Source organism: Paenibacillus sp. FSL L8-0644 (genome assembly GCF_038008165.1).
GTDB lineage: Bacteria > Bacillota > Bacilli > Paenibacillales > Paenibacillaceae > Paenibacillus > Paenibacillus polymyxa_D.
Genome location: NZ_JBBOYN010000001.1, coordinates 1,038,140 through 1,061,315, shown reverse-complemented (window position 1 = coordinate 1,061,315; position 23,176 = coordinate 1,038,140). Strand labels below are relative to the sequence as shown.

The 23,176-nt window shown below is 43.7% G+C and carries 22 protein-coding genes and 1 pseudogene; 6 read left to right on the top strand and 17 right to left on the bottom strand.

All coding sequences use genetic code 11. The features are described from left to right. Window positions 1-2: 2 nt before the first annotated feature. A complete protein-coding gene (locus NSS94_RS04775) occupies window positions 3-452 on the bottom strand; it encodes a VOC family protein (RefSeq protein WP_340954330.1) in 450 nt (149 codons plus the stop codon). A gap of 142 nt (window positions 453-594) precedes the next feature. On the opposite strand from NSS94_RS04775, the gene NSS94_RS04770 reads away from it, so the two are divergent. Further along, a complete protein-coding gene (locus NSS94_RS04770; RefSeq protein WP_341038782.1) occupies window positions 595-1,533 on the top strand; it encodes a helix-turn-helix transcriptional regulator in 939 nt (312 codons plus the stop codon). A 91-nt stretch (window positions 1,534-1,624) separates the two neighbouring features. Here the strand turns inward: NSS94_RS04770 and NSS94_RS04765 are convergent, their stop codons facing one another. The 3 genes from NSS94_RS04765 to NSS94_RS04755 form a co-directional block, all read right to left on the bottom strand. Further along, on the bottom strand, window positions 1,625-1,996 hold the full coding sequence (locus NSS94_RS04765; RefSeq protein WP_238437976.1) for a hypothetical protein: 372 nt from the start codon (window positions 1,994-1,996) through the stop codon (window positions 1,625-1,627). Window positions 1,997-2,154: 158 nt separating this feature from the next. Next, window positions 2,155-4,329 carry a 1,3-beta-galactosyl-N-acetylhexosamine phosphorylase gene (gene gnpA, locus NSS94_RS04760; RefSeq protein ID WP_341038779.1) on the bottom strand — a complete coding sequence of 725 codons (2,175 nt, stop codon included), beginning with the start codon at window positions 4,327-4,329 and terminating at the stop codon, window positions 2,155-2,157. 12 nt (window positions 4,330-4,341) lie between these two features. After that, window positions 4,342-5,361, bottom strand: coding sequence for a glycoside hydrolase family 88/105 protein (locus tag NSS94_RS04755; RefSeq protein ID WP_069012888.1), 1,020 nt, complete (start codon window positions 5,359-5,361; stop codon window positions 4,342-4,344). Window positions 5,362-5,580: 219 nt separating this feature from the next. On the opposite strand from NSS94_RS04755, the gene NSS94_RS04750 reads away from it, so the two are divergent. After that, on the top strand, window positions 5,581-6,522 hold the full coding sequence (locus NSS94_RS04750; RefSeq protein WP_069012887.1) for an AraC family transcriptional regulator: 942 nt from the start codon (window positions 5,581-5,583) through the stop codon (window positions 6,520-6,522). Between the two features lie 189 nt (window positions 6,523-6,711). Further along, the gene (locus NSS94_RS04745; protein WP_238796277.1) at window positions 6,712-8,136 is read left to right on the top strand and encodes a pyridoxal phosphate-dependent decarboxylase family protein; all 1,425 of its coding nucleotides are present in this window, start codon (window positions 6,712-6,714) and stop codon (window positions 8,134-8,136) included. A gap of 198 nt (window positions 8,137-8,334) precedes the next feature. Here the strand turns inward: NSS94_RS04745 and NSS94_RS04740 are convergent, their stop codons facing one another. The 7 genes and pseudogenes from NSS94_RS04740 to NSS94_RS04710 form a co-directional block, all read right to left on the bottom strand. Next, window positions 8,335-8,904 carry an SF0329 family protein gene (locus NSS94_RS04740; RefSeq protein WP_318628223.1) on the bottom strand — a complete coding sequence of 190 codons (570 nt, stop codon included), beginning with the start codon at window positions 8,902-8,904 and terminating at the stop codon, window positions 8,335-8,337. A 54-nt stretch (window positions 8,905-8,958) separates the two neighbouring features. Next, entirely contained in the window at window positions 8,959-9,948 is a 990-nt protein-coding gene (locus tag NSS94_RS04735) for a tRNA dihydrouridine synthase (RefSeq protein WP_013308869.1), read from the bottom strand. Between the two features lie 383 nt (window positions 9,949-10,331). Then, window positions 10,332-10,445 (bottom strand): annotated as a pseudogene (locus tag NSS94_RS04730) (N-6 DNA methylase); the annotation flags it as partial. A gap of 19 nt (window positions 10,446-10,464) precedes the next feature. Further along, the gene (gene rlmD / locus NSS94_RS04725) at window positions 10,465-12,273 is read right to left on the bottom strand and encodes a 23S rRNA (uracil(1939)-C(5))-methyltransferase RlmD (protein WP_341038777.1); all 1,809 of its coding nucleotides are present in this window, start codon (window positions 12,271-12,273) and stop codon (window positions 10,465-10,467) included. Window positions 12,274-12,495: 222 nt separating this feature from the next. Continuing rightward, window positions 12,496-13,377, bottom strand: coding sequence for a diacylglycerol kinase (locus NSS94_RS04720; RefSeq protein ID WP_341038775.1), 882 nt, complete (start codon window positions 13,375-13,377; stop codon window positions 12,496-12,498). Between the two features lie 173 nt (window positions 13,378-13,550). Continuing rightward, the gene (locus NSS94_RS04715; RefSeq protein WP_341038773.1) at window positions 13,551-14,339 is read right to left on the bottom strand and encodes a sirohydrochlorin chelatase; all 789 of its coding nucleotides are present in this window, start codon (window positions 14,337-14,339) and stop codon (window positions 13,551-13,553) included. After that, window positions 14,339-14,629, bottom strand: coding sequence for a YerC/YecD family TrpR-related protein (locus NSS94_RS04710; protein WP_007428885.1), 291 nt, complete (start codon window positions 14,627-14,629; stop codon window positions 14,339-14,341). Before NSS94_RS04710 ends, NSS94_RS04715 begins: the two co-directional genes overlap by 1 nt. Window positions 14,630-14,855: 226 nt before the next feature. On the opposite strand from NSS94_RS04710, the gene NSS94_RS04705 reads away from it, so the two are divergent. Further along, window positions 14,856-15,371 carry a tyrosine protein kinase gene (locus tag NSS94_RS04705; RefSeq protein ID WP_165149959.1) on the top strand — a complete coding sequence of 172 codons (516 nt, stop codon included), beginning with the start codon at window positions 14,856-14,858 and terminating at the stop codon, window positions 15,369-15,371. 6 nt (window positions 15,372-15,377) lie between these two features. On the opposite strand, the gene corA is transcribed toward NSS94_RS04705, so the two are convergent. The 3 genes from corA to NSS94_RS04690 all read right to left on the bottom strand — a co-directional run bounded on the left by corA (window position 15,378) and on the right by NSS94_RS04690 (window position 19,080). Next, window positions 15,378-16,337, bottom strand: a complete 960-nt coding sequence (corA, locus tag NSS94_RS04700; protein WP_307354003.1) for a magnesium/cobalt transporter CorA — start codon at window positions 16,335-16,337, stop codon at window positions 15,378-15,380. 573 nt (window positions 16,338-16,910) lie between these two features. Continuing rightward, window positions 16,911-17,639, bottom strand: coding sequence for an amino acid ABC transporter ATP-binding protein (locus NSS94_RS04695; protein ID WP_039272400.1), 729 nt, complete (start codon window positions 17,637-17,639; stop codon window positions 16,911-16,913). Beyond that, entirely contained in the window at window positions 17,632-19,080 is a 1,449-nt protein-coding gene (locus tag NSS94_RS04690; RefSeq protein ID WP_209949968.1) for an amino acid ABC transporter substrate-binding protein/permease, read from the bottom strand. The genes NSS94_RS04695 and NSS94_RS04690 overlap by 8 nt, the downstream gene beginning before the upstream one ends. A 63-nt stretch (window positions 19,081-19,143) precedes the next feature. Here NSS94_RS04690 and NSS94_RS04685 point away from each other — a divergent pair, with 63 nt between their 5' ends. After that, complete coding sequence (locus NSS94_RS04685) at window positions 19,144-19,287, top strand: hypothetical protein (protein WP_318628219.1); 144 nt, start codon at window positions 19,144-19,146, stop codon at window positions 19,285-19,287. 32 nt (window positions 19,288-19,319) lie between these two features. On the opposite strand, the gene NSS94_RS04680 is transcribed toward NSS94_RS04685, so the two are convergent. The 3 genes from NSS94_RS04680 to NSS94_RS04670 form a co-directional block, all read right to left on the bottom strand. Further along, window positions 19,320-20,309 carry an inorganic phosphate transporter gene (locus NSS94_RS04680; RefSeq protein WP_029517123.1) on the bottom strand — a complete coding sequence of 330 codons (990 nt, stop codon included), beginning with the start codon at window positions 20,307-20,309 and terminating at the stop codon, window positions 19,320-19,322. A 13-nt stretch (window positions 20,310-20,322) separates the two neighbouring features. Then, a complete protein-coding gene (locus NSS94_RS04675; RefSeq protein ID WP_007428879.1) occupies window positions 20,323-20,937 on the bottom strand; it encodes a DUF47 domain-containing protein in 615 nt (204 codons plus the stop codon). A gap of 188 nt (window positions 20,938-21,125) precedes the next feature. Continuing rightward, window positions 21,126-22,220, bottom strand: coding sequence for a DUF3048 domain-containing protein (locus tag NSS94_RS04670; protein WP_039272397.1), 1,095 nt, complete (start codon window positions 22,218-22,220; stop codon window positions 21,126-21,128). Between the two features lie 248 nt (window positions 22,221-22,468). On the opposite strand from NSS94_RS04670, the gene NSS94_RS04665 reads away from it, so the two are divergent. Further along, window positions 22,469-22,987: a DoxX family membrane protein gene (locus NSS94_RS04665; RefSeq protein WP_029517125.1), complete on the top strand. Its 519-nt coding sequence runs from the start codon at window positions 22,469-22,471 to the stop codon at window positions 22,985-22,987. Window positions 22,988-23,176 lie beyond the last annotated feature (189 nt).

Genomic DNA, 23,176 nt, shown 5'->3' with positions numbered 1-23,176 from the left:
TTTTATTGTAATCGATTATCAAACATTAATTGTATTTGAATACCGAACGGGTCTTCAATAATACCGTAGGCTTGGCTAAACATATTATTAGATAAAGGCACGATAATTTTCACGCGATTATCTGTAATTAAGCTATGATAAAAATGTTTAATTTCTTCTAAGTCAGCACTTTGAATACATAATGAAGTGTTATTACCAACTGTATATTTTTCACTGGGATTCATTGTATCTTCTGCTATCATTACTTTTGTTTTTCCGATGGATAAGACAGAATGAGAAATATAATTTTCATTTTCATCCGTAATCTGTATGGAACTGTCACGTTGGGCCATGTCTTGATAGGTAACCAGAAACAATTCCTCTGCGTTGAAGTGTTTTTTGTAAAAATGTATAGCTTCCTTTGCCTTTCCGTTCATGGATAAGAAAATAGCTACTTCCAGTGTTGCACTCATGATATCAATCTCCTTTATATATAATCTTAGTCAGGATTTTGTAAAATCCTCAGGTAGATATCTTATGAATTTGATATATTCCCTTAAGCTTATTATCATATAAAAAGGTATCAAAACATGACACCTTTATAAGGAGATTTAGATGAAGAAATCAGAAAGATTAAATGACATGATCAGGTACTTAAACAGTCGAGAATTCTTTAATTTAAATGACCTAATGGATAAATATCACATTTCAAAAAGTACAGCTCTACGTGATATTCATTCATTAGAACAATTAGGTATGCCTATTTATTCGGAACATGGCAGACATGGGCGATATGGTATCTTAAAAAATAGGTTGTTATCTCCCATTATTTTCACGATGGATGAAGTATATGCTCTGTACTTTGCAATGTTGACGTTAGAAGCTTATCAATCCACCCCCTTTCATTTAAGTATTAATAAACTCAATGAAAAGTTTGAACACTGTCTTTCTAAAACACAAATAGACCAGATTCATAAAATGAAAAAGGTCTTACAATTTGAAGTATATCAGCATACTCATGTTAGTCGTTATTTAGATAAAATTCTAACAAGCATTCTTAATGAGAGTACCTGTAAAGTTAAATATGTAAAAAATAATCAGAAAAAAAGTTACTATATTCAATTTTTCAAAATTTCCGCTAAGTTTGGTCAATGGTATGCTACTGGCATAGAGTTAAATACGAATAAATATAGAGTTTTCAGATGTGATCGAATAACCTTAATAGAAGAAGAGGAGAGCAATTCTGACTTTTCTATAGATGAGCTCCTTAATCGTTCATTAGAAATGTATCAATCCGAGAAGAGCATTGACTTTGAAGTAGAGATTGTAGAACAAGCGAAGGACATTTTCTATAAAGAACATTATCCCTCTATGAAAATAGAAAATGGTGATAAGACAGTCATTAAGGGATTCTATAATCCTGGAGAAGAAGAGTTTATCGCTCATTATTTTATGAGATATGGTCATTATGTACGATCTGTGAAGCCTGAATCTTTAAAACAGATTATTAAAGAAAAAGTTGAGCATCTCTTGAACCACTATCAAAAATTATAAGATCATCGAAGGTTTGTTCAACATTTCCTCTACCTTTTAGCAAGGAAAAGAAGGATCAAGCTCCTTTTCCTTGCTAACGATGACATTTGAATTATGGCTTCCGTTTGGCGATAACAGCATAGGAGACCGTTCTTGTGAATCCAGTTGGATTCCATGCAGTAAAGAACCATCTGTCTTCCGCCGCAGAATAGTTATCGAGAAGAAACCCTTGCTGATTTCCAGAGAAAATCCATGAACCGCTAATCAGATTGTAGGCGTTACCGTTAATCGTAGTGCTTCTAAAGCTATTTGGGGGGATAGTAACCGCAGCGAAAGTGAAACGCGCAAATCCATCTCCAAGTTGAGTTACACGAATGGCTTTTTTAAGATTCATAACCACGTGACTTCTTTTTTTTAACTTTCTTCCCAACTTGGCTTCCGCATTTTTAATTTTCATTAAGGTTGCCTTTCTCAAAGAAATCATCTCCTTCATTGTTTTACTTATAGTTAATGATGGAGTAGATACTTTTGAATGGACAAAATCCCCGGTAAATTGGCTGGATTTTCTGGAGGTGCTAAAACAAAGAGCCCTTCCTTAAATAAAGGAGGGCTTGACACCGCTACTCTTATTATTTTCCGTTTCTATACCGATTTTGTTAAGCCAATACGAGTGATCATGGTGTCATACGGATCTAATTCCATCGTTTGTTTGCCATATTCCGTATCAACCGTCGTTCTTTGAAGTTGATCGCTATTGTTAATAACCACCAACATTTTACTTTCTGGATAATAAGCACACTCTGTATATAGGTTATCCGTAATGTACTTCGTTTCATGTAACTCATTACCTGCAAAGCGAATCATATTCAGCAACAACCTTGTGTTTTCCCAGCTGAATTCGAATGAAGGAAGGTAAATTCCCTTTCCTTTACCGAAGGCATGTGTAGACAGTGTTATCATACCACTTGCTTCCTCCACTACCGCAGCTGACCCATCCGTAAGATAAATGCTATTCTTTGGCGTTATACTTGCCCCCTCAGGCACCAAACCATACTCATCCCTAACCTCATATGTCCATCTTCCATGACCTACCCTGGAGCCTGTATCCTCATCCAGTCCGAGAACATGCGCCATTCTAAAAAAGCTGTCGTGACCTTCTACCGCCGAAGGCTGATTGATGCCAATAAAGATACCACCTTCGTAAACCCATTGGGTCAGTAAGTCCACACACTTGTTGTCATTCCAGTACTCCCCACCACTCCATGCTGAACCAGCAGAGCCGGCATTGATCACTACATCACAATCCTGTAGAATTCCCTGACGGATATCTTCAAAGTCAATGAACTGCACTTCAATCGGCAATCCAGATAAAGCTTCATTGACATGAATCAAATCATGCATATACGTTTCATGGAAATGGCCGGACAAGGTCCACGATCTCAATTTCCCCCAGCTATGCAGAATAGCTACCTTCGTCTTCATTTGATAGGGTTTGCCTTCATGATGTAGTTCTTTAATTTCTCTAAATTCATTGGCAATCTTTTCGATATAGTCACAAAAATCCGGGTAAGGCTCTACAAGATGCAAATATCCCCCCAGCCCAATCCGGTCAATAGGCTCCCGCAGCAAGGCGCGCCGGATATTAATCCAATACTTTTTGGCATCCAGCGTGGGGTTTCCCCCTTCCATAAAGGTCGGAAGCCCGCCTAAGCCAACCGGAAATAAGTAAGGATGCAGCCGAATCTCATGTGTATTCACTTTTACACCTGAACAAAGCCTCGCCTCATAACCTGAGAATACACATTTAATCAACCCGTCAAATCCAAACTCTTGAAAACGGTCATTGTAAGGCTCCATGCCAACCCAACTGTCATCATAGAAAACATAGGCCAGCTTGTCGTGCTTATGCACAATATCAATTAATTTCTTGCCAAATTCGATTACAAAATCATTGATAAATGCCATCCAATCCAGCTTGCGCTGCTCAGCCGGGATATGACTGACGCGGTATTTCCCGCCATTCACAAAATCCTCGGCAGTCATCGAATACCCGTATTTCTTGGCAAACAGATCAAGCGCCCTTGAGCTTACCGTAAAATCGTATGAACCCCAGTCTGAGAACAGATGGCGATTGCGCTCATTACTGCCCCAGATCCAGACGAAATTATAAAATAAGGAGGTAAACCGAACAACCGTGGTTTCCTTATGATGAAGACACCAATCTTCCATCCAATCCAGCAGATACTGTTGCGTTTCTGCATAGATAGGATCAATCTGCATCAAATGCTCTTTGTCCCAATGATTCGTGGTGTGATTGTACATGGAAATCTCTTCCCAGATCCGGTAGGCCATAAAGCTTACCGTGTATTTATGCCAAGGAACAATTCCGGTAATGACCACATTGCCGGATTCCCTTTCATAATTCCACTGTTCTCTTGGAACTTCCTCTCCGGTCGTTCTGTCAAAAACCTGCCAATAGTTAAACGCTTCTTTGGAATCATTCACTTTGAACTGTTCAGCAAAAAAATCCTCCATCAGATAGATGGACACATAATCTTGTACAGCTACCTTTGGATTTGTCATTAAAAAACACTGCTGTAGCTTATCTAGATTGTGGGACGCCCACTCGTTATGATCTCTGATGATACAGATTGTAGAATAAATGCCGTATCCAGCATTTATAATCTCATCGGACAATTGCGTGCCGTCACTATCACGGATGACATCGGCACCCCACCGTTCAGCTAATTTCAGGGTCAGCGCCTCATAACCGGATTCTCCCGGTAGTGTAAAGTTCCCCGTAGTTTGTTTGGACAACTTGCTTCCCTCCTAATTCAACATATCAGACAGAAAGGCCAATGCCAGGCCTTGACCCCAGCCCTGAATCCAGTCCTTTGGAATATTGCGATACCCATCCCGATCTTTCATAACCGCTGTGCCGCCCGACACACCTAGTACCCGACCGTCCTCGCTAATATGGTTCAAGATGCCCTCCAATGCCTTTTGCACGTATTTGGTATGCAGCGGATTGCCGTTATTGATCATGGCCGCCGCGATACCGCAAGATGCCGACACTTCTTCATAGGACTCCTCGTCATCCAGTACCGTCCGCCACAAACCATTCTCCGTTTGAACACCCTTTAGTGCCGCCAGTTGATCCCGAAGCGAACACTCTACGTCCATGCATTGCGGATACAAGTACCAGTCTTTTAAATGAATTTTGACTTGCGACATGGTATATGCTCCCCAAGCATTCGCTCTCCCCCAGAAAAATCCGGACATGTGATCCTGCTTGACATTATTGTAGCCATGGTACCAGAGACCGCTACTAGGGTCTTGCAGGTATTTGATATGCCAGTAATATTGATTTAAGGCGTCCTGGATCATTGCCTCATCCTTTAATTTGGTTCCTACACGCAGCAGAAAAAATGCCGCCATAAACAATGTGTCCGCCCATGCCTGTTCTGGAAAATCATTAGCCACGGATACCGTATGCTGCAAAACATGGTCTCCGAACCGGAGAGCATTGTTTTGGATGTAATCCACCTTGCTCATCACAATATCCCAATATTTTGGGTCTCCTGTTTCTTCATACAACGTGATCAGCATATGGCCCATAGCACATGTGTTTACCGTCCAGTGCGGCAGACCCAGCTCGATATATTCATCCGCCCACTGCACAAGCATATTTAAATACTCTTTATTTCCTGTTTTCGTATAGGCTCTGGATACACCATAGTAAGCCACACCGCAGGGCCAATCCCACGTTAAATCCATCGTCATGGTTTTTCTGACGACTTTGTCGATAACTTTTAATATCTCTTCCTTGTCACAAACCAATTGAAGCATCTTTATTCCCCTCTCTTAGCGCCCACGCTCCCAAAAGCGCTTGAGAGCTGTTCGTCACTATTTTGAAAACGCTTTACTTATTCCATTGTACGCAGTAAAATAGTCTCCATCTAAGCATATTCGCAACAAAACTGCGCATTTCCAATCATTTATGTGAGGATTTTACAAAATCCTGATGTATATCTGCTGGTTAAAACCAAAGTCATGGGGGTATTGAATATGCCCAGAAAAAAGAAGCCCGTTATAGAATATCGACACTATAGCTTGCCCATAAATTTCCCTGTCTTGCTATTAAGCGGTGAACGTTGGAAGATTTCTGATATTAAAAGTGAGCATCTCCATTTCCATAACCATTTGGAGATTGGTATATGCTATTCAGATAGCGGCGTCATGGAGATCAAAGGAGAATCTGTACCCTTCAAAGCCGGCGATGTGACCTTCATCCCCAGGTATCTTCCTCATACCACGTATAGTTCGCCAAATACAGCCAGTCTGTGGTCTTATATCTTTTTTTCACCAGAGGATCTCTTTCAACATTCATTTAAAAGTGCTTACAGCAACTTCGAACCAAATTTGTGGGTGGTGAAGGGAAAAAACTGTATATTGAATAAGGAGCAGTATCCCAAGGTTTATACACTTGCAACTTCGATCGTAGAAGAATTAAAACAGCAGAATCCTTACTATCAGGAAAGTGCCTATGGCTTATTGCTATCCCTTTACATAGAACTCCTTAGAATTCATTCCAGGAATGAACTGTTGGCAGATCAAGAAACAGAGCATAGCCTGAAAAACGATTTTGTCATTTCTCCGGTTTTGGAATACATCACGAAAAACTATATGAACCCCATTACGATGGATTTTTTGGCCGACCTGTGCCATTTAAGTACAACTCATTTTCGAAGAAAATTCCATGAAATTATGGGGACGTCGCCTCTCGATTTCCTAAACAGCACCCGAATCGAAGAGGCTTGCAAGCAGTTAAAAAGCACGGAGGATTCTATTCTTTCGATCTCCGAACAAGTCGGTTTTCACTCCATTTCCAGCTTCAACCGTTGCTTCTCCAGGCTTATGGGAAAGCCGCCAAAAGAATGGCGTAAAGGGGCACAATCTGAAGCGCAATCTGCGAAAGCGTCTATACTGGAGTTTACGGGATGGGTTTAGCATAACAGCAGAAATAAACTTGATAAAACGAACTCAACATCATGAATATGGATTAAACCTGAGCCATATAAATATAGTCTGCATGTGGAGCCTAAAAATAAACGTAATGATGAAATCGGTGAATCTCACAATATGACAACAGATGTTATATTATACTTTGGTTGAAGTTAAACAAAGGAGATGCTTATGATGAATCAAGAACTAAATCAACAATTAGGTGAGATTATTGAGCAGTTCATACATTCATTTATAGCAGAAAACAATAACATTCGATCTCAAAAAGTAATCAACACTGCAGATGGGGATACAATAGCTCATTTAAGGGGAATTGGTTTTCCGAAAAAAGGAAGACCGATACAAGAGGTCGTCGATGAAATGAGGAAAAACGTCTATCCTCACCAAACCTTCATGCAACACCCTCGCTTTTTCGCATTGGTTCCTGGTCCAATGTCTCTTTACTCGTGGTTAGGAGATATCATGACTAGCGCCTATAATACCCATGCCGGAAGCTGGATGCTGAGTTCGAGCGCAAGCCTTTTAGAGGGGGAAGTGATACGGTGGATGTGTGACCAAGCAGGATATCCCAATACTGCTGGAGGCTTATTTCTGTCGGGCGGATCGCTGTCGAATTTGACCGCTTTAGCGGCTGCACGCAATGCAAGGTTATCCGAGCAGGAATATGCCATTGGAACTGCTTATGTTTCAGATCAAACTCATTCATCGGTCGCCAAAGGGCTACGCATCCTCGGATTCCGTAGTGATCAAATCAGAAAGGTTCCAAGTGATAAAAATTTTCGTATGGATGTTTCAGCCTTAGAGAAAAAAATAATGGATGATCAGGCGACTGGCATGAAACCTTTTGCGATCATTGCCACGGCAGGCACAACCAATACAGGAAGCATTGACCCGCTAAACGATATTGCTGACCTATGTGAAAAACATAACATTTGGTTACACGTGGATGGAGCTTACGGTGCATCGATTTTGGCCTCTTCGAAATATAAGCCCCTTTTGAGCGGAATATCGCGTTCAGATAGCATTACCTGGGATGCACATAAATGGTTAATGCAGACCTATTCCTGTAGCGTAGTTTTAGCCAAAGAAAATCAACAGCTCAGAAACTGCTTCAGCACACATCCAGAATATTTGAAAGATGCCGAGACTAATGAAGAACATATTAATTATTGGGATCTGGGTCCTGAATTAACGCGGCCTGCTCGAAGTTTGAAACTATGGGTGACACTACAAGCTTTAGGAACTAATGCTGTCGGTGAAGCCATAGAGCATGGAGTTCAACTCGCAGAATGGGCTGAAGATGAAATCAAAAAACATAATCATTGGGAAATTGTATCCCCCGCTAAGTTAGCGATTGTTAACTTTCGATATGCGCCAACTGGATTATCTGAGCAAGAATTAGATTCACTGAATAGAAGGATCTCCCAAGAAATGACGACAAACGGATACGCCTCTGTGCTTACAACACAACTTAATGGAAAAACGGTTCTCCGAATCTGTGCAATTCACCCAGACACTACGGAAGATGAGATAAGGAATACAATTCAGCTTTTATCGAATATAGCAAGATCATTGAATGAGAGAAAAGTTTTTTTATGATGATAAATTATGAAAATGAAGTGCTACACTTTCTGTAAATAAATGAAAATGCTCAGCATTACGAAAATAAGAGGGGCACACCGCCCCTCTTTGCTGTTTTCCCAGACATCCAAATTATTTGCCAATGTGCAATGCAGCAACAATGAACAGCACTTAATCCTGACACGACGTGCCCCCATCAATGAAAGTTATTTATTTTCATAACGTACTACGCCGTAGTTCATAAAAATACTGCACAATGGGATGCTTTAACTTCATCTTCTCGGTCATGTTTAATATTCGTTTTTTTCCAACTCGTCTGTCCACTAAAGCTAGAATATTCAATAAGATATCATTACTCTCTAAGCTTTCCTCTATAGAAGTAGTTAAAAATTTATTAGCTACAATATTAAAATTAGACTTGCTTAATGAGGCCTGTGCTGAGAAAAGCTCCTTTGCATGTTCTGATATTTTTCTACCTCTTGCAATTACTTGTAGACGCTCCTCGGGAACGTTCCCATTAGTATCTTTTCTGACCGTTTCAATGTCTTCATTGCTGATAGGAACTTGGATATCTGGATCATTCTTGATTTCCAACTCCGTCTGATACCATTTGATCGAACTAGTGATATCATTCATATTGAGTATGTTCTTCTTATCTACAGTTATATAACAGATTCCAGACTTATCAGGCAAATAACGGTAACTGGTCGCTCGGTATTCGACTCTTCCGTCTAACGCAGGACAGCGGAAGCTCTCCAGTTGTTGCTTCAATTTACTCCAGGACATATATCCTCCTATGTTTTCAATGCCTACTAACAGCCCGTCTCCCAACTTGGCAATTTAATTTCCACGTTCCTCTACCTCATCATGATCCTTGCTTCCAAACTCATCAAGCAATGTACGCACTTCACTTGTTGATTTGGCGTTCATTAAGCTGTTTCTGAGTTCACTTGCCCCTCGGAATCCACGGACATATATTTTGAAGAAGCGGGCGAGAGGGCTGAACGAACGTGGCTCCTGCGCTGAATAATGATCATGGAGATCTAGATGAAGCCGTAGCAGTTCAAGCAATTCCTCACTGCTGTGTTCCTTCGGCTCCTTCTCAAACGCAAATGGATTCTGGAAAATACCACGCCCAATCATAATGCCATCCACACCATATTGCTCAGCGAGCTTCAAGCCGGTCTGACGGTCCGGAATATCTCCGTTAATGGTCAGCAGTGTATCTGGTGCCACCTCATCACGAAGTTTCTTAATCTCCGGAATTAGTTCCCAGTGAGCGTCTACTTTACTCATTTCCTCTCTTGTCCGCAGATGAATGGACAAATTCACAATGTCTTGTTTCAAAATATGGGTCAACCAGTCGCGCCATTCGTCTACGGTAGTGAAACCGAGCCTTGTTTTTACACTGACGGGCAGTCCCCCGGCTTTGGCGGCCTGAATGATATCCGCTGCGATTTCGGGACGGCAGATCAGGCCGCTTCCCTTCCCATTCTCGGCTACATTCGCTACAGGACAACCCATATTAATATCGATGCCTTTGAAGCCTTCTTTCGCCATACCGATGCTCATTTCACGGAAATATTCCGGCTTATCTCCCCAGATATGGGCCACCATGGGCTGTTCATCCTCTGTAAAAGTCAAACGCCCGCGTACACTTTTGTTCCCCTCCGGGTGACAATAACTCTCTGTATTCGCAAACTCCGTAAAAAACACATCCGGTCTGGCTGCTTCACTTACGACATGGCGAAACACAACATCCGTCACATCTTCCATCGGTGCCAGTATAAAAAAAGGTCGTGGCAAATCACGCCAAAAATTATTCGTCATATCAAAAACTCCTCTATAAATACCAGGACAAATCTTTGGTCCCAAAATGGTAAAGCTAACCTGTTCATGTCCTTGCTTCTTCTTCACATATAACATGTTTAAGCAACGTAGTTCAAACGGCAGTATATGTTAAGCATAGACATCTAAATGAGTATATCATACTCAATAGAGGAGCATACTCCCCAAAAGACTCGCAAAAAAAGGAAGAGCGCCCGCCCCTCCTTGCCATCTTCTATAACGTACTGCGCCGCAGTTCATAGAAATACTGCACGGCATTACTTCCCCCAGCCTATGCCGTTCCCATGCGAAATAGCTAAAAAAAGAGCCGAGGAATAATATCCTTGACCCTTTTCGTCAATTTCTACACATGAATACCCAAAATTTTCAACTGATGCCACATGAGCATATTTATCAACATCTACACGATTTCGATACGTTTCGATAATCTTATTGATGTTTTTATCAGTAAGTTTGTTTTGATTTTCACCTTTTTCAAACGCCAATACACCTCAACTATTAGTCTTTTCTGACCAACAGCGCAACACTCTCCACATGAACCGTATGCGGAAACATATCTACAGGCTGTACTTCCACTGTTTTATACCCGCCATCCTCCAGTATCTTTAAATCCCGCGCCAGTGTGCTTGGGTTACAGGATACGTACACCACACGTTCTGGCTTCATCTCCAGAATGGTGTCGAGCAGGCGTGGATCACAGCCCTTACGGGGCGGATCGACGACGATAACGTCGGCGGTGATGCCTTGCTCTTTCCACGCAGGAATGACGTCTTCGGACGCGCCTACCTCAAATTTCACATTACGCATTTCGTTCAATAGCGCATTACTTCGTGCATCGTCGATGGCTTCTTTGACGATCTCCACCCCATACACCTTGTCAGCATGCTGAGCGAGGAACAAGGAGATCGTGCCGATGCCGCAATACGCATCAATCACCGTTTCTTTGCCTGTGAGCCCGGCATATTCGACGGTTTTGCCATACAGCACTTCCGTTTGTACGGGATTCACCTGATAAAAGGATCTCGCAGAAATCGCAAACTGTACGTTTCCAATGTAGTCGTAGATCACGTCACGACCCCACAGTACACGAGTCTCGTCGCCAAAAATAACGTTCGTTCGCTTTGTATTCACGTTCTGGCATATGCTTGCCACGTGTGGAATATGCTCACGGATACTGCCGATCCACGCATCTGCATGCGGAATATCTCGTCCATTCGTGACGAGCACCAGCATCATTTCACCTGTGCGAAAAGCAGTCTTTACAACGACATGGCGCAGTAGCCCACGTCCGGTTTCTTCATTATATGCACTGATGCCCAGCATTCGGCCAATCTCTTTCACACGTGCGACAACTTCGTCATTACGCTCGTCCTGAATGAGACAGGTGTTCATATCCACAATCCGATGGCTGCCACGTGCGTAGAAGCCACCGACAAGCCCGCCCTCTGTGACACCAATCGGCACCTGGGCTTTGTTGCGATATCGCCAAGGCTCACTCATACCGAGTGTAGGATGCACGACTACGCCATGTACACGCGACATACTGTCGGCATTTCCATCCGCATTCATGGCCGAATCAGCAGTCGTGACTGTATCGGCCTCACCATCTGTATCCGCAGAAGCAGCCAAGACCTGTGCAGTATGCTCACTGGGCTCTGTAGCCACACTCAGCTTCCCGATACGCTCCAGCACATCCACGACATGCTGGCGTTTCCAGCTGAGCTGCGCTGCGTAGCTCATGTGCTGGATCTGACAGCCACCGCATTGATCGTAGATAGCGCACGGAGCTGCAATCCGGTCAGGGCTAGCCTGCGTGATATCCAACAGCTTGGCATAGCCATACTGCTTTTTCGTTTTCAGCACCTTTACCCGTACCTTTTCCCCCGGTAACGCACCCGGAACGAACAGCGTAAAACCCTCAACACGTCCTACACCCTCGCCATCGTGGTTCATGCCGATGATGTCTATCACAGCCTCATCGTTCTTTTGCACAGGCAGATCGCTACGCTCTACACTAGACCGGTTACGATTGGAAGCATCATGACTTCGTCCACCGTTGGAAGAAAGACGAGTATCTCGTCCGTTCTTTCTCTTCTTCCGATCCGAATCATTCATATTTTCATTCACATTTCCATTTTTATATTTGATTTCGGCTTGAAGTAACCCATTTCCAGCTCTAACTTGAGACTGTTCCGGTTCGCTCTCTCTTGTCGCCTTCATAGTCTTTTTGTGCTGATTTCCTTGAACAGGAGTTGCTGTTGCTGCATTCCGGCGGCTTTTTCCACGTCCGCTACGGTTATTCGTCATGATGGTCACTTCTTTCTGTTCTTCTTTTCTTGCTTATCTTCATTCAACCATATCATTCAAATCGTCATCTAGACGACGTTTAAACATCAACTCGAAAATGCCGTTACTCCCCACGGAGAACGGCAAGGACCGACATGTTCCCTACAAAAAAACTACCTACTCTACATTCCATATACAAAATTGTATTAACGACCGGAAACAGAAGCGTTTCCTTCTCATTCCTCACCGGAAAACATTCAAATGATGAGGTAAATTCCGGAATGTCGCTGGCAAGGTGCCTCCCAGTTCGCCATCCAAATTAAGCTGGACGTAGCCAGGTGAAGTCACTTCCATGTAATCTGTTTTAAAATAAACGATCTTCTTATCCTGCAAATGCTCACCACGCAGCGCAAGTGTTACCAAGCGGATCATTTCCGCCAAATTGCATTTCCGCACAGCGATGACATCGAGCAGTCCATCATCTATTGTTGCCCCGGGAGCAAGCTTTTCAAACCCGCCCACCGAATTCGTATTTGCAATCAGGAAGAGCATAAACTCGTCGTGGATCACTTCCTGACCCGATGCCTTGATGATCAGCTCCTGTGGTGCAAGGCTGACCATCTTCTCCATACCTTTAAAATAATACGCCAACTGGCCAATCATCGTTTTGAGCTTGCTCGGAACCTCATACGTAAGCTCAGTTAAAGTCCCCCCGCCTGCGATGTTGATAAAGTAGCGGTCGTTCGCTTTTCCGATATCCAGCGGCTTCGGATTTTGACGAATAACGAGGTCGCAATAATCCTCCCAATGCCTGGGGATGCCCAGTGCTCTGGCAAAATCATTCGTCGTCCCCAGAGGAAACACACCCAGAGGCGGACGGTTTTCTCTTTCAGCCATCCCGTTAATGACCTCATACAGTGTACCGTCGCCACCAGCGGCGATAATCATGTCATACCCACGCTCAATGGCCTCTATTGCGGCACGTGTTGCGTCCCCTTCACCCGTAGTTGCATGGCAAGAGGCTTCAATACCACCTTCATCCAGGCGCTGCAAAACATCCGCAAGACGACGCTTCATTTCCTCACGCCCAGAGGTCGGATTATAGATTAATCTAGCTCTTTTCATTCCGTTACGCCACCCGTATATTTAATGATATTTATATTCACATCGCAGTTCATCATATTCAGTCTGTACAAAATATCATCATACTGGAAAAAGACCTCTTTTACAATAAAAGAAGCCAGACTTTGCCCAAATAAGGAAATTTAAGGCTAAGATAACGCTATAGCCGAACCAGACTATCTATTACTTGACCTCGCTTGCTTCTGCATGCTTTGCAATAATTCATGAATTTGCCTGTCTATCCAGCTTGTGAGCAAAGGATGCGGCAATAAAGGATCTCCCGAATAACGGTATTCGAGCCCCTGCAAGCGTTTAGGAATTATGTGACTTGTAAAATATCCCGAACTCAAAAATAGCGGCGCCACAATAACATCATGACCCCGCTCCTGATTCCAGTACGCTGCCTTGTCGTACACACTCTCGGGATTTAGCAAAGCGTAGTCCGTGATGATGCCACTCACGCTTTGCACCGTACGGGCCAACGAAGAAATCCCCTGCTCCCAGCGCTGAAAAAAGCCGTTGTGTACACTGCCGTGACCTACGAGTAAAATAACCTCTCTCGCAGGGTCGGCTGATAGCGGACGAACCTTGTCCCACACCATGTGAGCAACATCTTCTCCGTCATCCAGCGGGCTACCAAAATGCACTCGCGCTTTCAATCGAAACGGCTCCAAATCTGTTTCTTTATCCGGTGCATCTTTGACACCCAGCGCATAGCTAATCTCATCTACATGCGTACTGCCTGATGACACAAACAAAGGTATAACCAATATATCTGTTACACCCAAGGCTTCCAGACGGTCAATACCATTTTGAATCAATCTTTCTTTAACCGTTTCCAAAAATGAAACCTCTACCGGTATTTCTTCCGGCAAATGAAGCTTTGCAACTGCCTGATCCACCTGTTCTACCCAATATGGCTCCCTAGAGCCATGGCTGATGACCAGTATCCCAGGGCTCCGCATTAGCGTCCCAGACGTTCCAGAGTCATTTTATACCCGTCATTACCATAGTTCAGGCAACGTTTAACACGTGAAATGGTGGCTGTACTGGCTCCTGTCTCTGCTTCAATCTGATTATATGTGCTGCCTTTGCCTAGCATACGGGCAACCTCCAGACGTTGGGAGAGGGATTGAATTTCGTTAATCGTGCACAGATCATCAAAAAATACATAGCATTCTTCTAAATTTTTAAGAGTTAAAATAGCTTCGAACAATTGATCAATACTTTTATCATTAAGCTTTTTAAGCTGCATGGATTATCATCTCCCAAGGTTACGATCTCTCCTCATTGTACCTGAGGAATAGTCGGTTTTTCAAGCATTAACGGTTTCACGCATTACAGAACAACATTATGATCATAGAAACATACCGTACGAATGCCCAAATCCGCTTTTATACCTCATTTCGGGACACGCGCCTAAACCCACTGTGCGTTTGTAACATACAGTAGAGTATCAACCTGCAAAGGAATGTGATCTCATGCCTGGACATTACTATCATCGGAGGGCGCAAACGCGTGCCATTTCCGATCCGTATAGTTCATCTCCTTATCCTGGACTCGATCCATACAGCGAGGTTCCGCAAGTCGATTCCTCCGCACTGGTTCCTTACGAGGCGCCAGCGAGTATAACAGACTCTGCCGTGGTTACACCAGACCCCGCCCCTGCCAAAGGAGGACTGCTTGGCGGCCTTGGCAATCTTGGTAATCTCAACGATATTAAAGGTATTATTGACCGTATGGGCGGTATTGACGGGATTGTTGCTACGGTCGGCAAGGTACAAAAGATCATGTCTAGCGTGCAGCAATTTGCTCCGATGGCAAAACTGATTATGGGCTCGCTCCCAGCATTCAACAAAAACGCAAGCAAAAAATCTACAACACAAATTACTGAGGAACTGGATGAATATACACCACCACGCCGACGCCGGAAAAAGACACAGCGCAAAAGTACCACTACCCCGCGCAGACGTCCGCGCAAACGCACAAGAAAGTAGACTATACTATTTGAACCAGCCTCGGCGCATAAACCAGACCACCATTGCAACACTCAACAAAAACATGAAGAACAGTACGCCAAAATATCCATATTTCCAGCCCAACTCGGGCATATTCGAAAAATTCATACCATAGATTCCTGCAATCAGCGTCAAGGGCATAAAAACGGTCGTAATTACGGTTAGCGTCTTCATAATTGAATTCATGCGATTGGAATTGAGCGATATATAACTGTCTCTCAGGTCGGCTGTCATCTCGCGGTCGGCCTCCAGCATGTCTGTCAGCTTCAATAAATGATCATATATATCGGTAAAATAAGCCATATGATCTCCTTGGCCCTGCACATGCTGCGAATTCAAAACTCGGTACATCAGATCACGCATGGGTACGATGGTACGGCGCAGCTTGAGCAGCCTGCCACGCAGGTCAAACACCTGCTTCATTAATTCCTCTACGGATTCTCGACCGCCCAAGCCCTCCAGCTCGGCCAATTCATCCTCAATCATAAAAAGGCTCGGAAAATAGTTATCTACCAGCTTGTCCATCACCGTATAGGCTGCAGACAGCGGTCCTCGAGACCATATTTTGCGTTCATTCGCATGCTGGACAATCCGCTCCCAGGCTTGATCCAGCTCCTCCAACTCACGATGGTGATATGTAACCAAAAAACGACTGCTAATAAACATATCCACTTCTTCCGCAGCTAACGTATCTACATCAAGCGCATGCACAACCAGAAACTGCACATCCTCGTAATAATCCAATTTGGGACGTTGCAGAACATGCATACAATCCTCCACAGCCAATGGGTGAAAATGAAAATAACTCGTCAGCAGCTCCGTCTCGCGATCTGTAGGCTCGCTAAAATCTACCCACATCCATATGTAATCCTCCATGACGATCTGATCCAATGGTTTTCCCACTGTTACCTGATGATCATGACCTATAGCCAATGTACGTATCACCGTACGTCCCCCTCGCTTACACTTCTGTCTTATATGTTATTTATATTTTATATAAGCCAATTAACATTATACAAATCTCACGCTCTACATTTCCATACACTAAATAAGAAAAGGATATCTCAGGGTCAACAAGCCGTCCCAAGATATCCTTTATCCTCGTGCAGAGCAGTTCTTATCTTCAAAGCAAGCCTTCCACTTCAGAATTTTGCAAAATTCTCACTTATGAAAATAAACATCATAAGCCACAAAGCGGTCGGATGCTTACCTCGCTATATCCCCCTCGGCGCAGCAAGCACCGAGCTGCGTCGCGCCCTCTTCCCCTGCACCCACTCATTCAAAAGTGAGGCAGGCTCATGGCACGAAAAGGGCAATCAGCGAGCCGTAGCGTAGCGGTCCATTTGAATCTGGAGAAGCGGAGCGTTCGCCTTTGCCCCTGTATTTTAACCTTTTCATGTGTTATACAATCCAAAAAAATTCAGGGGCAACAGCGATCGAAAGATCAAATGGATCGCGGAGCGTCTCACAACCAGATCTCCGCCTACATCCACAAACCATGCCTCACTTTTAATCCTCTTACAATACCTTTTCTAAGAAACTAATGGTCCGCTCATTTTTCGGATTACCAAATACCTCTTGTGGCGTTCCTTCTTCTACGATGTAACCACCGTCCATAAACACAACCCGGTCGCTTACTTCGCGTGCAAAACCCATCTCATGCGTTACGATCATCATCGTCATGCCTTCACGCGCCAGATCATTCATTACGCCAAGCACTTCGCCCACCATTTCAGGATCGAGCGCCGAGGTCGGCTCGTCGAACAGCATAATGTCTGGGTTCATGGCTAGCGCACGTGCAATCGCCACACGCTGCTTCTGACCGCCGGAAAGCTGTCCTGGCAGTGCATCTGCCTTATCGGCCAACCCCACACGATCCAGCAGCTTCATGGCCGTTTCCCGGGCCTCTGCCTTGGACTGTTTCCCCAGTTCAGTCGGCGCGAACATAATGTTCTTAAGCACGGTCATATGCGGAAACAGATTGAAGTGCTGAAATACCATACCTATATTTTCACGGACTTTGTTAATGTCCACGTTTTTGTCACTCAAGTTGTAGTCATCGACAATGACCTCACCTGCGGTAATTTCTTCAAGCATGTTCATACAACGCAAAAACGTACTTTTTCCCGAACCAGAGGGGCCAATGACACATACAACTTCGCCTTCACGTACTTGCATGTCGATGCCCTTTAGCACTTGGTTACTACCATAGCTTTTTTTAAGATCTTTAACGATAATTTTACCCACGGCGAACTCTCCCTTCAAGACGGTTGGAAATTTTGGTCAGGACTGTAATGACGATAAGATACATCACCGCTACTACCAGCCAAATATCAAAGGATTGGAATGTCCGCGCAATAATGATCTTACCCGATTGGGTCAATTCGACCAGACCGATAACAGACAAAATGGACGTATCCTTCAACGTAATAACCAACTGATTGATAAACGACGGGATCATGATTTTCACAGCTTGTGGCAAAATGATTTTAAGCATAGCCGTCCGATAGGGTAGACCAAGCGAACGGGCTGCTTCCATTTGTCCCGGATCAATGGACTGAATACCACCACGGATAATCTCAGTTACATACGCACCCGCATTCAGGGATAGCGTCAATACAGCCGCAACAAAAAGTGGCATTTTGAAGTCCAGTGCCTGTGGAATACCAAAGTAAATAAAGAAAGCAAGCACGATCAGCGGAATACCGCGGAATATATCGACGAAAACAGTTGCAATACCACGGAACACCTTGTTATGGCTTACTTTCATAAAGCCAAACACCAATCCTAGAATAAAGGCTACGAGTAAAGATACAAGTGTGTACAGCAACGTATTTCCCATGCCTTTAATCAGCGAAGGCAGCGAAGCAGAAATCAGTCCCCAGCGGCTGGTCTCTACAGGCGCCACACCTTTGCCCGATTCGCCAAGGTATTTAGCCAAAATCTTATCGTATTCCCCGCTATTACGCAGATTAACAAGCCCTGCATTAAATTTCTCCAACAACTCCTGGTTTTTGCCCTGGTTAACAGCAAACCCGTAAGAAGCACCTTTTTCCTTATCTGTTACCAGCTTAAGGCCGTTATTCTGGTTTACACCGTATGCCAGTACCGGATAGTCATCAAAGCAGGCAACCGAATTACCTGTTTTAACTTCATCATACATTTGAGAAGAATCGTCGAACGGTACTGTAGTAAAGCCGTATTTGGCCTTAATGGACTCTGCGAATGTATAACCTTCCGTTCCTGTTTTGACAGCGACACGCTGCCCTTTCAAGTCCTCATAGCGTTTAACCGTATCATTATCCTTACGGACCGCCATCACGACGCCTGAATCAAAATAAGGCTCGGAAAAATCAAATTTCCGCTTACGTTCATCGGTAATACTCATCCCGGCAATGACACCATCCACTTGATTCGTTTCAAGGGCCTGCACTGCCGCGTTAAAGCCAAGAGGCTTAATGGTATATTCAAAATTCTGATCCTTGGCAATAGCTGCCAGCAAATCCATATCAATTCCGACGAATTTACCATCTACATCTTCAAACTCAAAAGGCGCGAACGTTGTATCCGTGCCGATATCATACTTTGTTTTATTTTCTGCATGTGCCACTACACCGAAATTACCAGCCAGGGCAACCACAAAAAACAAACAAATGATAAGTGCTATTAGTTTTCTAGATTTTTGCATAATTTCCTCCAGTCAGTTGAACGGTTCAAAGTTTTCTGTTTATTCTACAGGAGTTATTAAAAATTGACTACTTTGATGTCAGGTATTTTTGAAAAACGTTTCATGGAACTATCTGGATGTGTAAACTTCGAAGAAGCCGTTTTGCCCCAGAATGCCAATAAGCCCCTGCCGCAAAAAGCGGACGGAAGCTTATTGTGTATTCTATAGTGTGTACCTATTTTTCAAGAAATAATAACGGACTAGAAAAGAATTTTGAAAATCAATCCAGATAACAGCGCAGCAATCGGTATCGTTATCACCCAAGTAATAATAATTCGACCGGCCAGCGACCAACGCACAGCGGAAAAACGCTTCGCAGAACCCACACCCAAAATAGCCGAAGTAATGGCATGAGTGGTACTTACGGGCAAATGAAGCAATGTAGCTGTGAAAATAACAGAGGCTCCCGAAATGTCGGCTGCAAATCCGTTAATTGGCTCGATTTTAAAAATCTTGGTTCCCATCGTCTTGATGATTTTCCAGCCCCCGATAGATGTACCTAGCGCCATGGCTGTTGCGGCTGAAATTTTTACCCACATGGGTACTTCCAAATGGTCCTGATACCCCGACGAAACGAGTGCGAATGTAATAATCCCCATCGCCTTTTGAGCATCATTCGTACCATGCGTGAACGACTGAAGCGCTGCTGTAATGACCTGCATTGTACGGAACCCTTTGTTCACCGTATGCGGACTACGATGAGCGAAGATGTATTTTAAAATCATCATCACGATGTAACCGACAACAAAAGCAATCAACGGGGAGAAAATAAGTCCTTCGACAATCCCGATGAAGCCGCTCCAGTTTAATTTTTCCGATCCTGCACCTACATACACCGCTCCAGCCAATGCACCAATCAATGCATGAGAAGAGGATGAAGGAATACCGAACCACCAGGTTAAGAGGTTCCAGATAATCGCAGCGATCAGCGTCGCAATGACGATATCAATTCCATTCGTAAGCTTGGTTGGATCAGCGACACTTCCACCAATGGTCTTCGCAACCCCTGTAAACAATATTGCCCCGAGAAAGTTCATGACCGCAGCCATAATAATCGCACGTCGCGGGGTCAATGCACGGGTCGATACCGAAGTTGCAATCGCGTTCGCCGTATCATGAAAACCATTAATAAAATCAAATGCCAGAGCAAGAAAAATAACAATACCCAATACCAGTAAACTTGTATCCATGTAAAAGGACTCCTTACGAGTTACGCATAATGATGGATTCCAGCATATTTGCAACATCCTCGCATGAATCCGTTGTCGTTTCAAGGCGTTCGTACAATTCTTTGCGTTTAATCAGTTCAATAGGGTCAGTTACAGTTGCAAACAGGTTTTTGATGCAAATACGCAACAATTCATCCCCCTGATTTTCCAAATCATTCAGACGAATAGTGTATTCACGAATGGCCAGCAATTTTTTCTGTGAAAGCAGATGTACAGCTTTCTGAATTTCGTAAGCTGATTGACGCAGAATATCAGCGAACTGCACAATATACTCGTCCGGCTCCGTAATGTTGTACATATAAAAACGGGAAGCCGTCGCTTCAAGACCGTCCAACACATCATCCATGGTTGTTGTCAGTTCCATGATGTCGTCGCGTTCCAACGGCGTAATGAAGGTCTTGTTCAGTTCAGTAATAATCGTGTGTGTGTAATCATCACACTTATTTTCATACTTCTTCATTTCATTTGTAAACAAAGTCACATCTTGAAGATTTGAAGTATGTTGGGCAAAATAATCGGCTGCTTGCACGATCGTATCTGCCATATTTTCCAACGTCTCGAAGAATATATCCTTTTTCTTCAATCTCATAACGATTACCCCTTTACGAAAATATCCGCAACCTGTTTCGACTGCAATAGACAACCTTTGCTATCTTATCACACTCATCAATGTTTTTGTAATGTTTGTAAAAGCAAATTTCATGATATACGTATACAGTGCCCGACATATAAGCTCATTATCCGACAATTTTTTCCTAAAAAGGTGTAATTCGTTTTCTAATTCGCTTCTATGGTTACATGTTCCTTTAGTGGTGTATCTGCAGGCACCACATGTATATAGGATGTACCTGGCGTTAACGGAATTTCAACCCCATTCTTCATAAAACGAATCGCATCACCCGGCGTATGTTGCCACTCAGCCTGTATTAACTGTCCTTGTTGAAACACCATGGCCTCTCCACTACCGTCCAGTTCAACACTTAATCTGCCTACATCATCCAACGTTTGATGTCTGGTGCTCATCACAATGACATTGGCTGCTGAGAGCTGTTGGTTATTATTTTGATCCACATGTGACTTTTCGTTCACAAAACGCTTATATTGTTGATCCGCTGGATCATAGGTATAAGATACCCGGTAGCTTTTAAGCAAAAACCGGATTTGTAAAGATGTTGCAGTCTCGTCCACCATAACTGGGGTTTCGCCGGATTTAAGGTAAGTATATACTGGAACGTCCGTATGCGTAGCATACCCTTTACTATCGCTTCCTTTGCGCAGTCTATTCACGTCCGTGTATAGATTATGCGGAGGACGACGATCTTTGCTTCGCCAGAAGTATGCCCCTCCATTTGAAATCTCATCTAAATGTTCCTTCCGCTGCTGCTGTAAAATCGCATAGGCATCTGTGCTTCCCCCTGCGTGTATCGGCAACGCACCATAAGTTTCGCCCAGCTCAATCAAATACGGACGAATGCTACGGACCGGACCAACCTTTACATCTCCGCCATGACTTTGGAAAAAAGCGACCAGACGGGTAATTCCGCCTTCTGCAAGAACTTCATATACCATATCTGCCTGACTAAGTCCTGCCTGCGGACGTGCTGCTGGAGCATTGTTAATCATGACAGCGAGCGGTCGCTCCAAAACTGGCTGCTCCACCGGAAGACCGGTAAGCGGAGCTGTAAATGCCGGAGTAGACTGCTCCTTCGGCGGTTCAAGCGCCTCCTTCTCTGTTTTATGCTTGGTCGGTTGAGGAACGGGTTCAGTATCTCCCGTATTGGACATAGCAGAACAAGACATCAGCGTCATGCATAACAGAGCTGAGGCCATTACACGCAACCAATGATTTCGTTGGGAAATGGGCCCGGACAAGTTCATCCCTCCACTTCGTTATTTTTCTCATTATAAGCTTTATTTCCTGTTTTTGTCTTGATTGAAGCATGACCTCTCTATAGAATACTTATCTGAAGACATTAAAATTTTAAAAATATTCATACTTTGTGATTTTTATCACAAATAACTGTAACTGAACCTACTACAATAAAGGTGTAGCAAAGATGATCATCCCAACAAAATGAAATACAACCAACATTATAGATTAAGAAAGAGGAGTGGTTTGAATGTTTAATAGCTGGTTACGTGAGAACAAAGTCGCAATGTGGTTGCTGACTGTCGTACGGGTTTATCTAGGTTATGAATGGATGACTCACGGACTTGAAAAGCTGACAGGTGGATTCGATGCAGGCGGATTTATCTCGGGGGCCATTGCTAAAACAGGTGGAGACCATCCCGCTGTACAAGGCTGGTGGGGATCGTTCCTCGAAGCCTTTGCCCTGCCGAATGTAGGTTTGTTCAACGTCCTGATCCCGTTGGGTGAGTTCTTGGTCGGGGTTGGCCTGCTTCTCGGTACATTGACTACACTGGCTGCTTTGATGGCCATGGTTATGAACTTCTCGTTCCTGTTCTCGGGTACAGTAAGCACCAATGCAATCTACCTGCTGTTTGAAATCTTCCTCGTAGTTGCTGGCGCAAATGCCGGAAGAATTGGCTTTGACCGTTGGGTACTGCCCTTCCTGCGTGGACTGTTTGGTAAAAATAAAGATACCTTTCCAGCGGACCCTAGTCGAAAAATAGCTTAAACATCCCCCAAATAACCGTTATCCTCCGGGATAATGGTTATTTTTTTTGCGCTGTTATGCTCACAAGGAGGATTTTAGCTCCTCCTAACTCGGACTCTTTTATCGGATTCATTATCCTCCCCAAACGTTTACAAGTTGGATACAACATGGAATGCTCACGATACATTTACCCTATACACTACAGTTACA

What these genes read in the sequence shown, in the direction of transcription:
- NSS94_RS04710 (WP_007428885.1), bottom strand. Translation starts at nt 14,629, where the DNA reads ATGCAGCTTAAAAAGCTTAATGATAAAAGTATTGATCAATTGTTCGAA.
- NSS94_RS04745 (WP_238796277.1), top strand. Translation starts at nt 6,712, where the DNA reads ATGAATCAAGAACTAAATCAACAATTAGGTGAGATTATTGAGCAGTTC.
- NSS94_RS04765 (WP_238437976.1), bottom strand. Translation starts at nt 1,996, where the DNA reads ATGATTTCTTTGAGAAAGGCAACCTTAATGAAAATTAAAAATGCGGAA.
- NSS94_RS04705 (WP_165149959.1), top strand. Translation starts at nt 14,856, where the DNA reads ATGCCTGGACATTACTATCATCGGAGGGCGCAAACGCGTGCCATTTCC.
- NSS94_RS04755 (WP_069012888.1), bottom strand. Translation starts at nt 5,361, where the DNA reads ATGCTTCAATTGGTTTGTGACAAGGAAGAGATATTAAAAGTTATCGAC.
- NSS94_RS04680 (WP_029517123.1), bottom strand. Translation starts at nt 20,309, where the DNA reads ATGGATACAAGTTTACTGGTATTGGGTATTGTTATTTTTCTTGCTCTG.
- rlmD (WP_341038777.1), bottom strand. Translation starts at nt 12,273, where the DNA reads ATGACGAATAACCGTAGCGGACGTGGAAAAAGCCGCCGGAATGCAGCA.
- NSS94_RS04675 (WP_007428879.1), bottom strand. Translation starts at nt 20,937, where the DNA reads ATGAGATTGAAGAAAAAGGATATATTCTTCGAGACGTTGGAAAATATG.
- NSS94_RS04750 (WP_069012887.1), top strand. Translation starts at nt 5,581, where the DNA reads ATGCCCAGAAAAAAGAAGCCCGTTATAGAATATCGACACTATAGCTTG.
- NSS94_RS04740 (WP_318628223.1), bottom strand. Translation starts at nt 8,904, where the DNA reads ATGTCCTGGAGTAAATTGAAGCAACAACTGGAGAGCTTCCGCTGTCCT.
- NSS94_RS04690 (WP_209949968.1), bottom strand. Translation starts at nt 19,080, where the DNA reads ATGCAAAAATCTAGAAAACTAATAGCACTTATCATTTGTTTGTTTTTT.
- NSS94_RS04720 (WP_341038775.1), bottom strand. Translation starts at nt 13,377, where the DNA reads ATGAAAAGAGCTAGATTAATCTATAATCCGACCTCTGGGCGTGAGGAA.
- NSS94_RS04770 (WP_341038782.1), top strand. Translation starts at nt 595, where the DNA reads ATGAAGAAATCAGAAAGATTAAATGACATGATCAGGTACTTAAACAGT.
- NSS94_RS04715 (WP_341038773.1), bottom strand. Translation starts at nt 14,339, where the DNA reads ATGCGGAGCCCTGGGATACTGGTCATCAGCCATGGCTCTAGGGAGCCA.
- NSS94_RS04665 (WP_029517125.1), top strand. Translation starts at nt 22,469, where the DNA reads ATGTTTAATAGCTGGTTACGTGAGAACAAAGTCGCAATGTGGTTGCTG.
- NSS94_RS04735 (WP_013308869.1), bottom strand. Translation starts at nt 9,948, where the DNA reads ATGACGAATAATTTTTGGCGTGATTTGCCACGACCTTTTTTTATACTG.
- NSS94_RS04775 (WP_340954330.1), bottom strand. Translation starts at nt 452, where the DNA reads ATGAGTGCAACACTGGAAGTAGCTATTTTCTTATCCATGAACGGAAAG.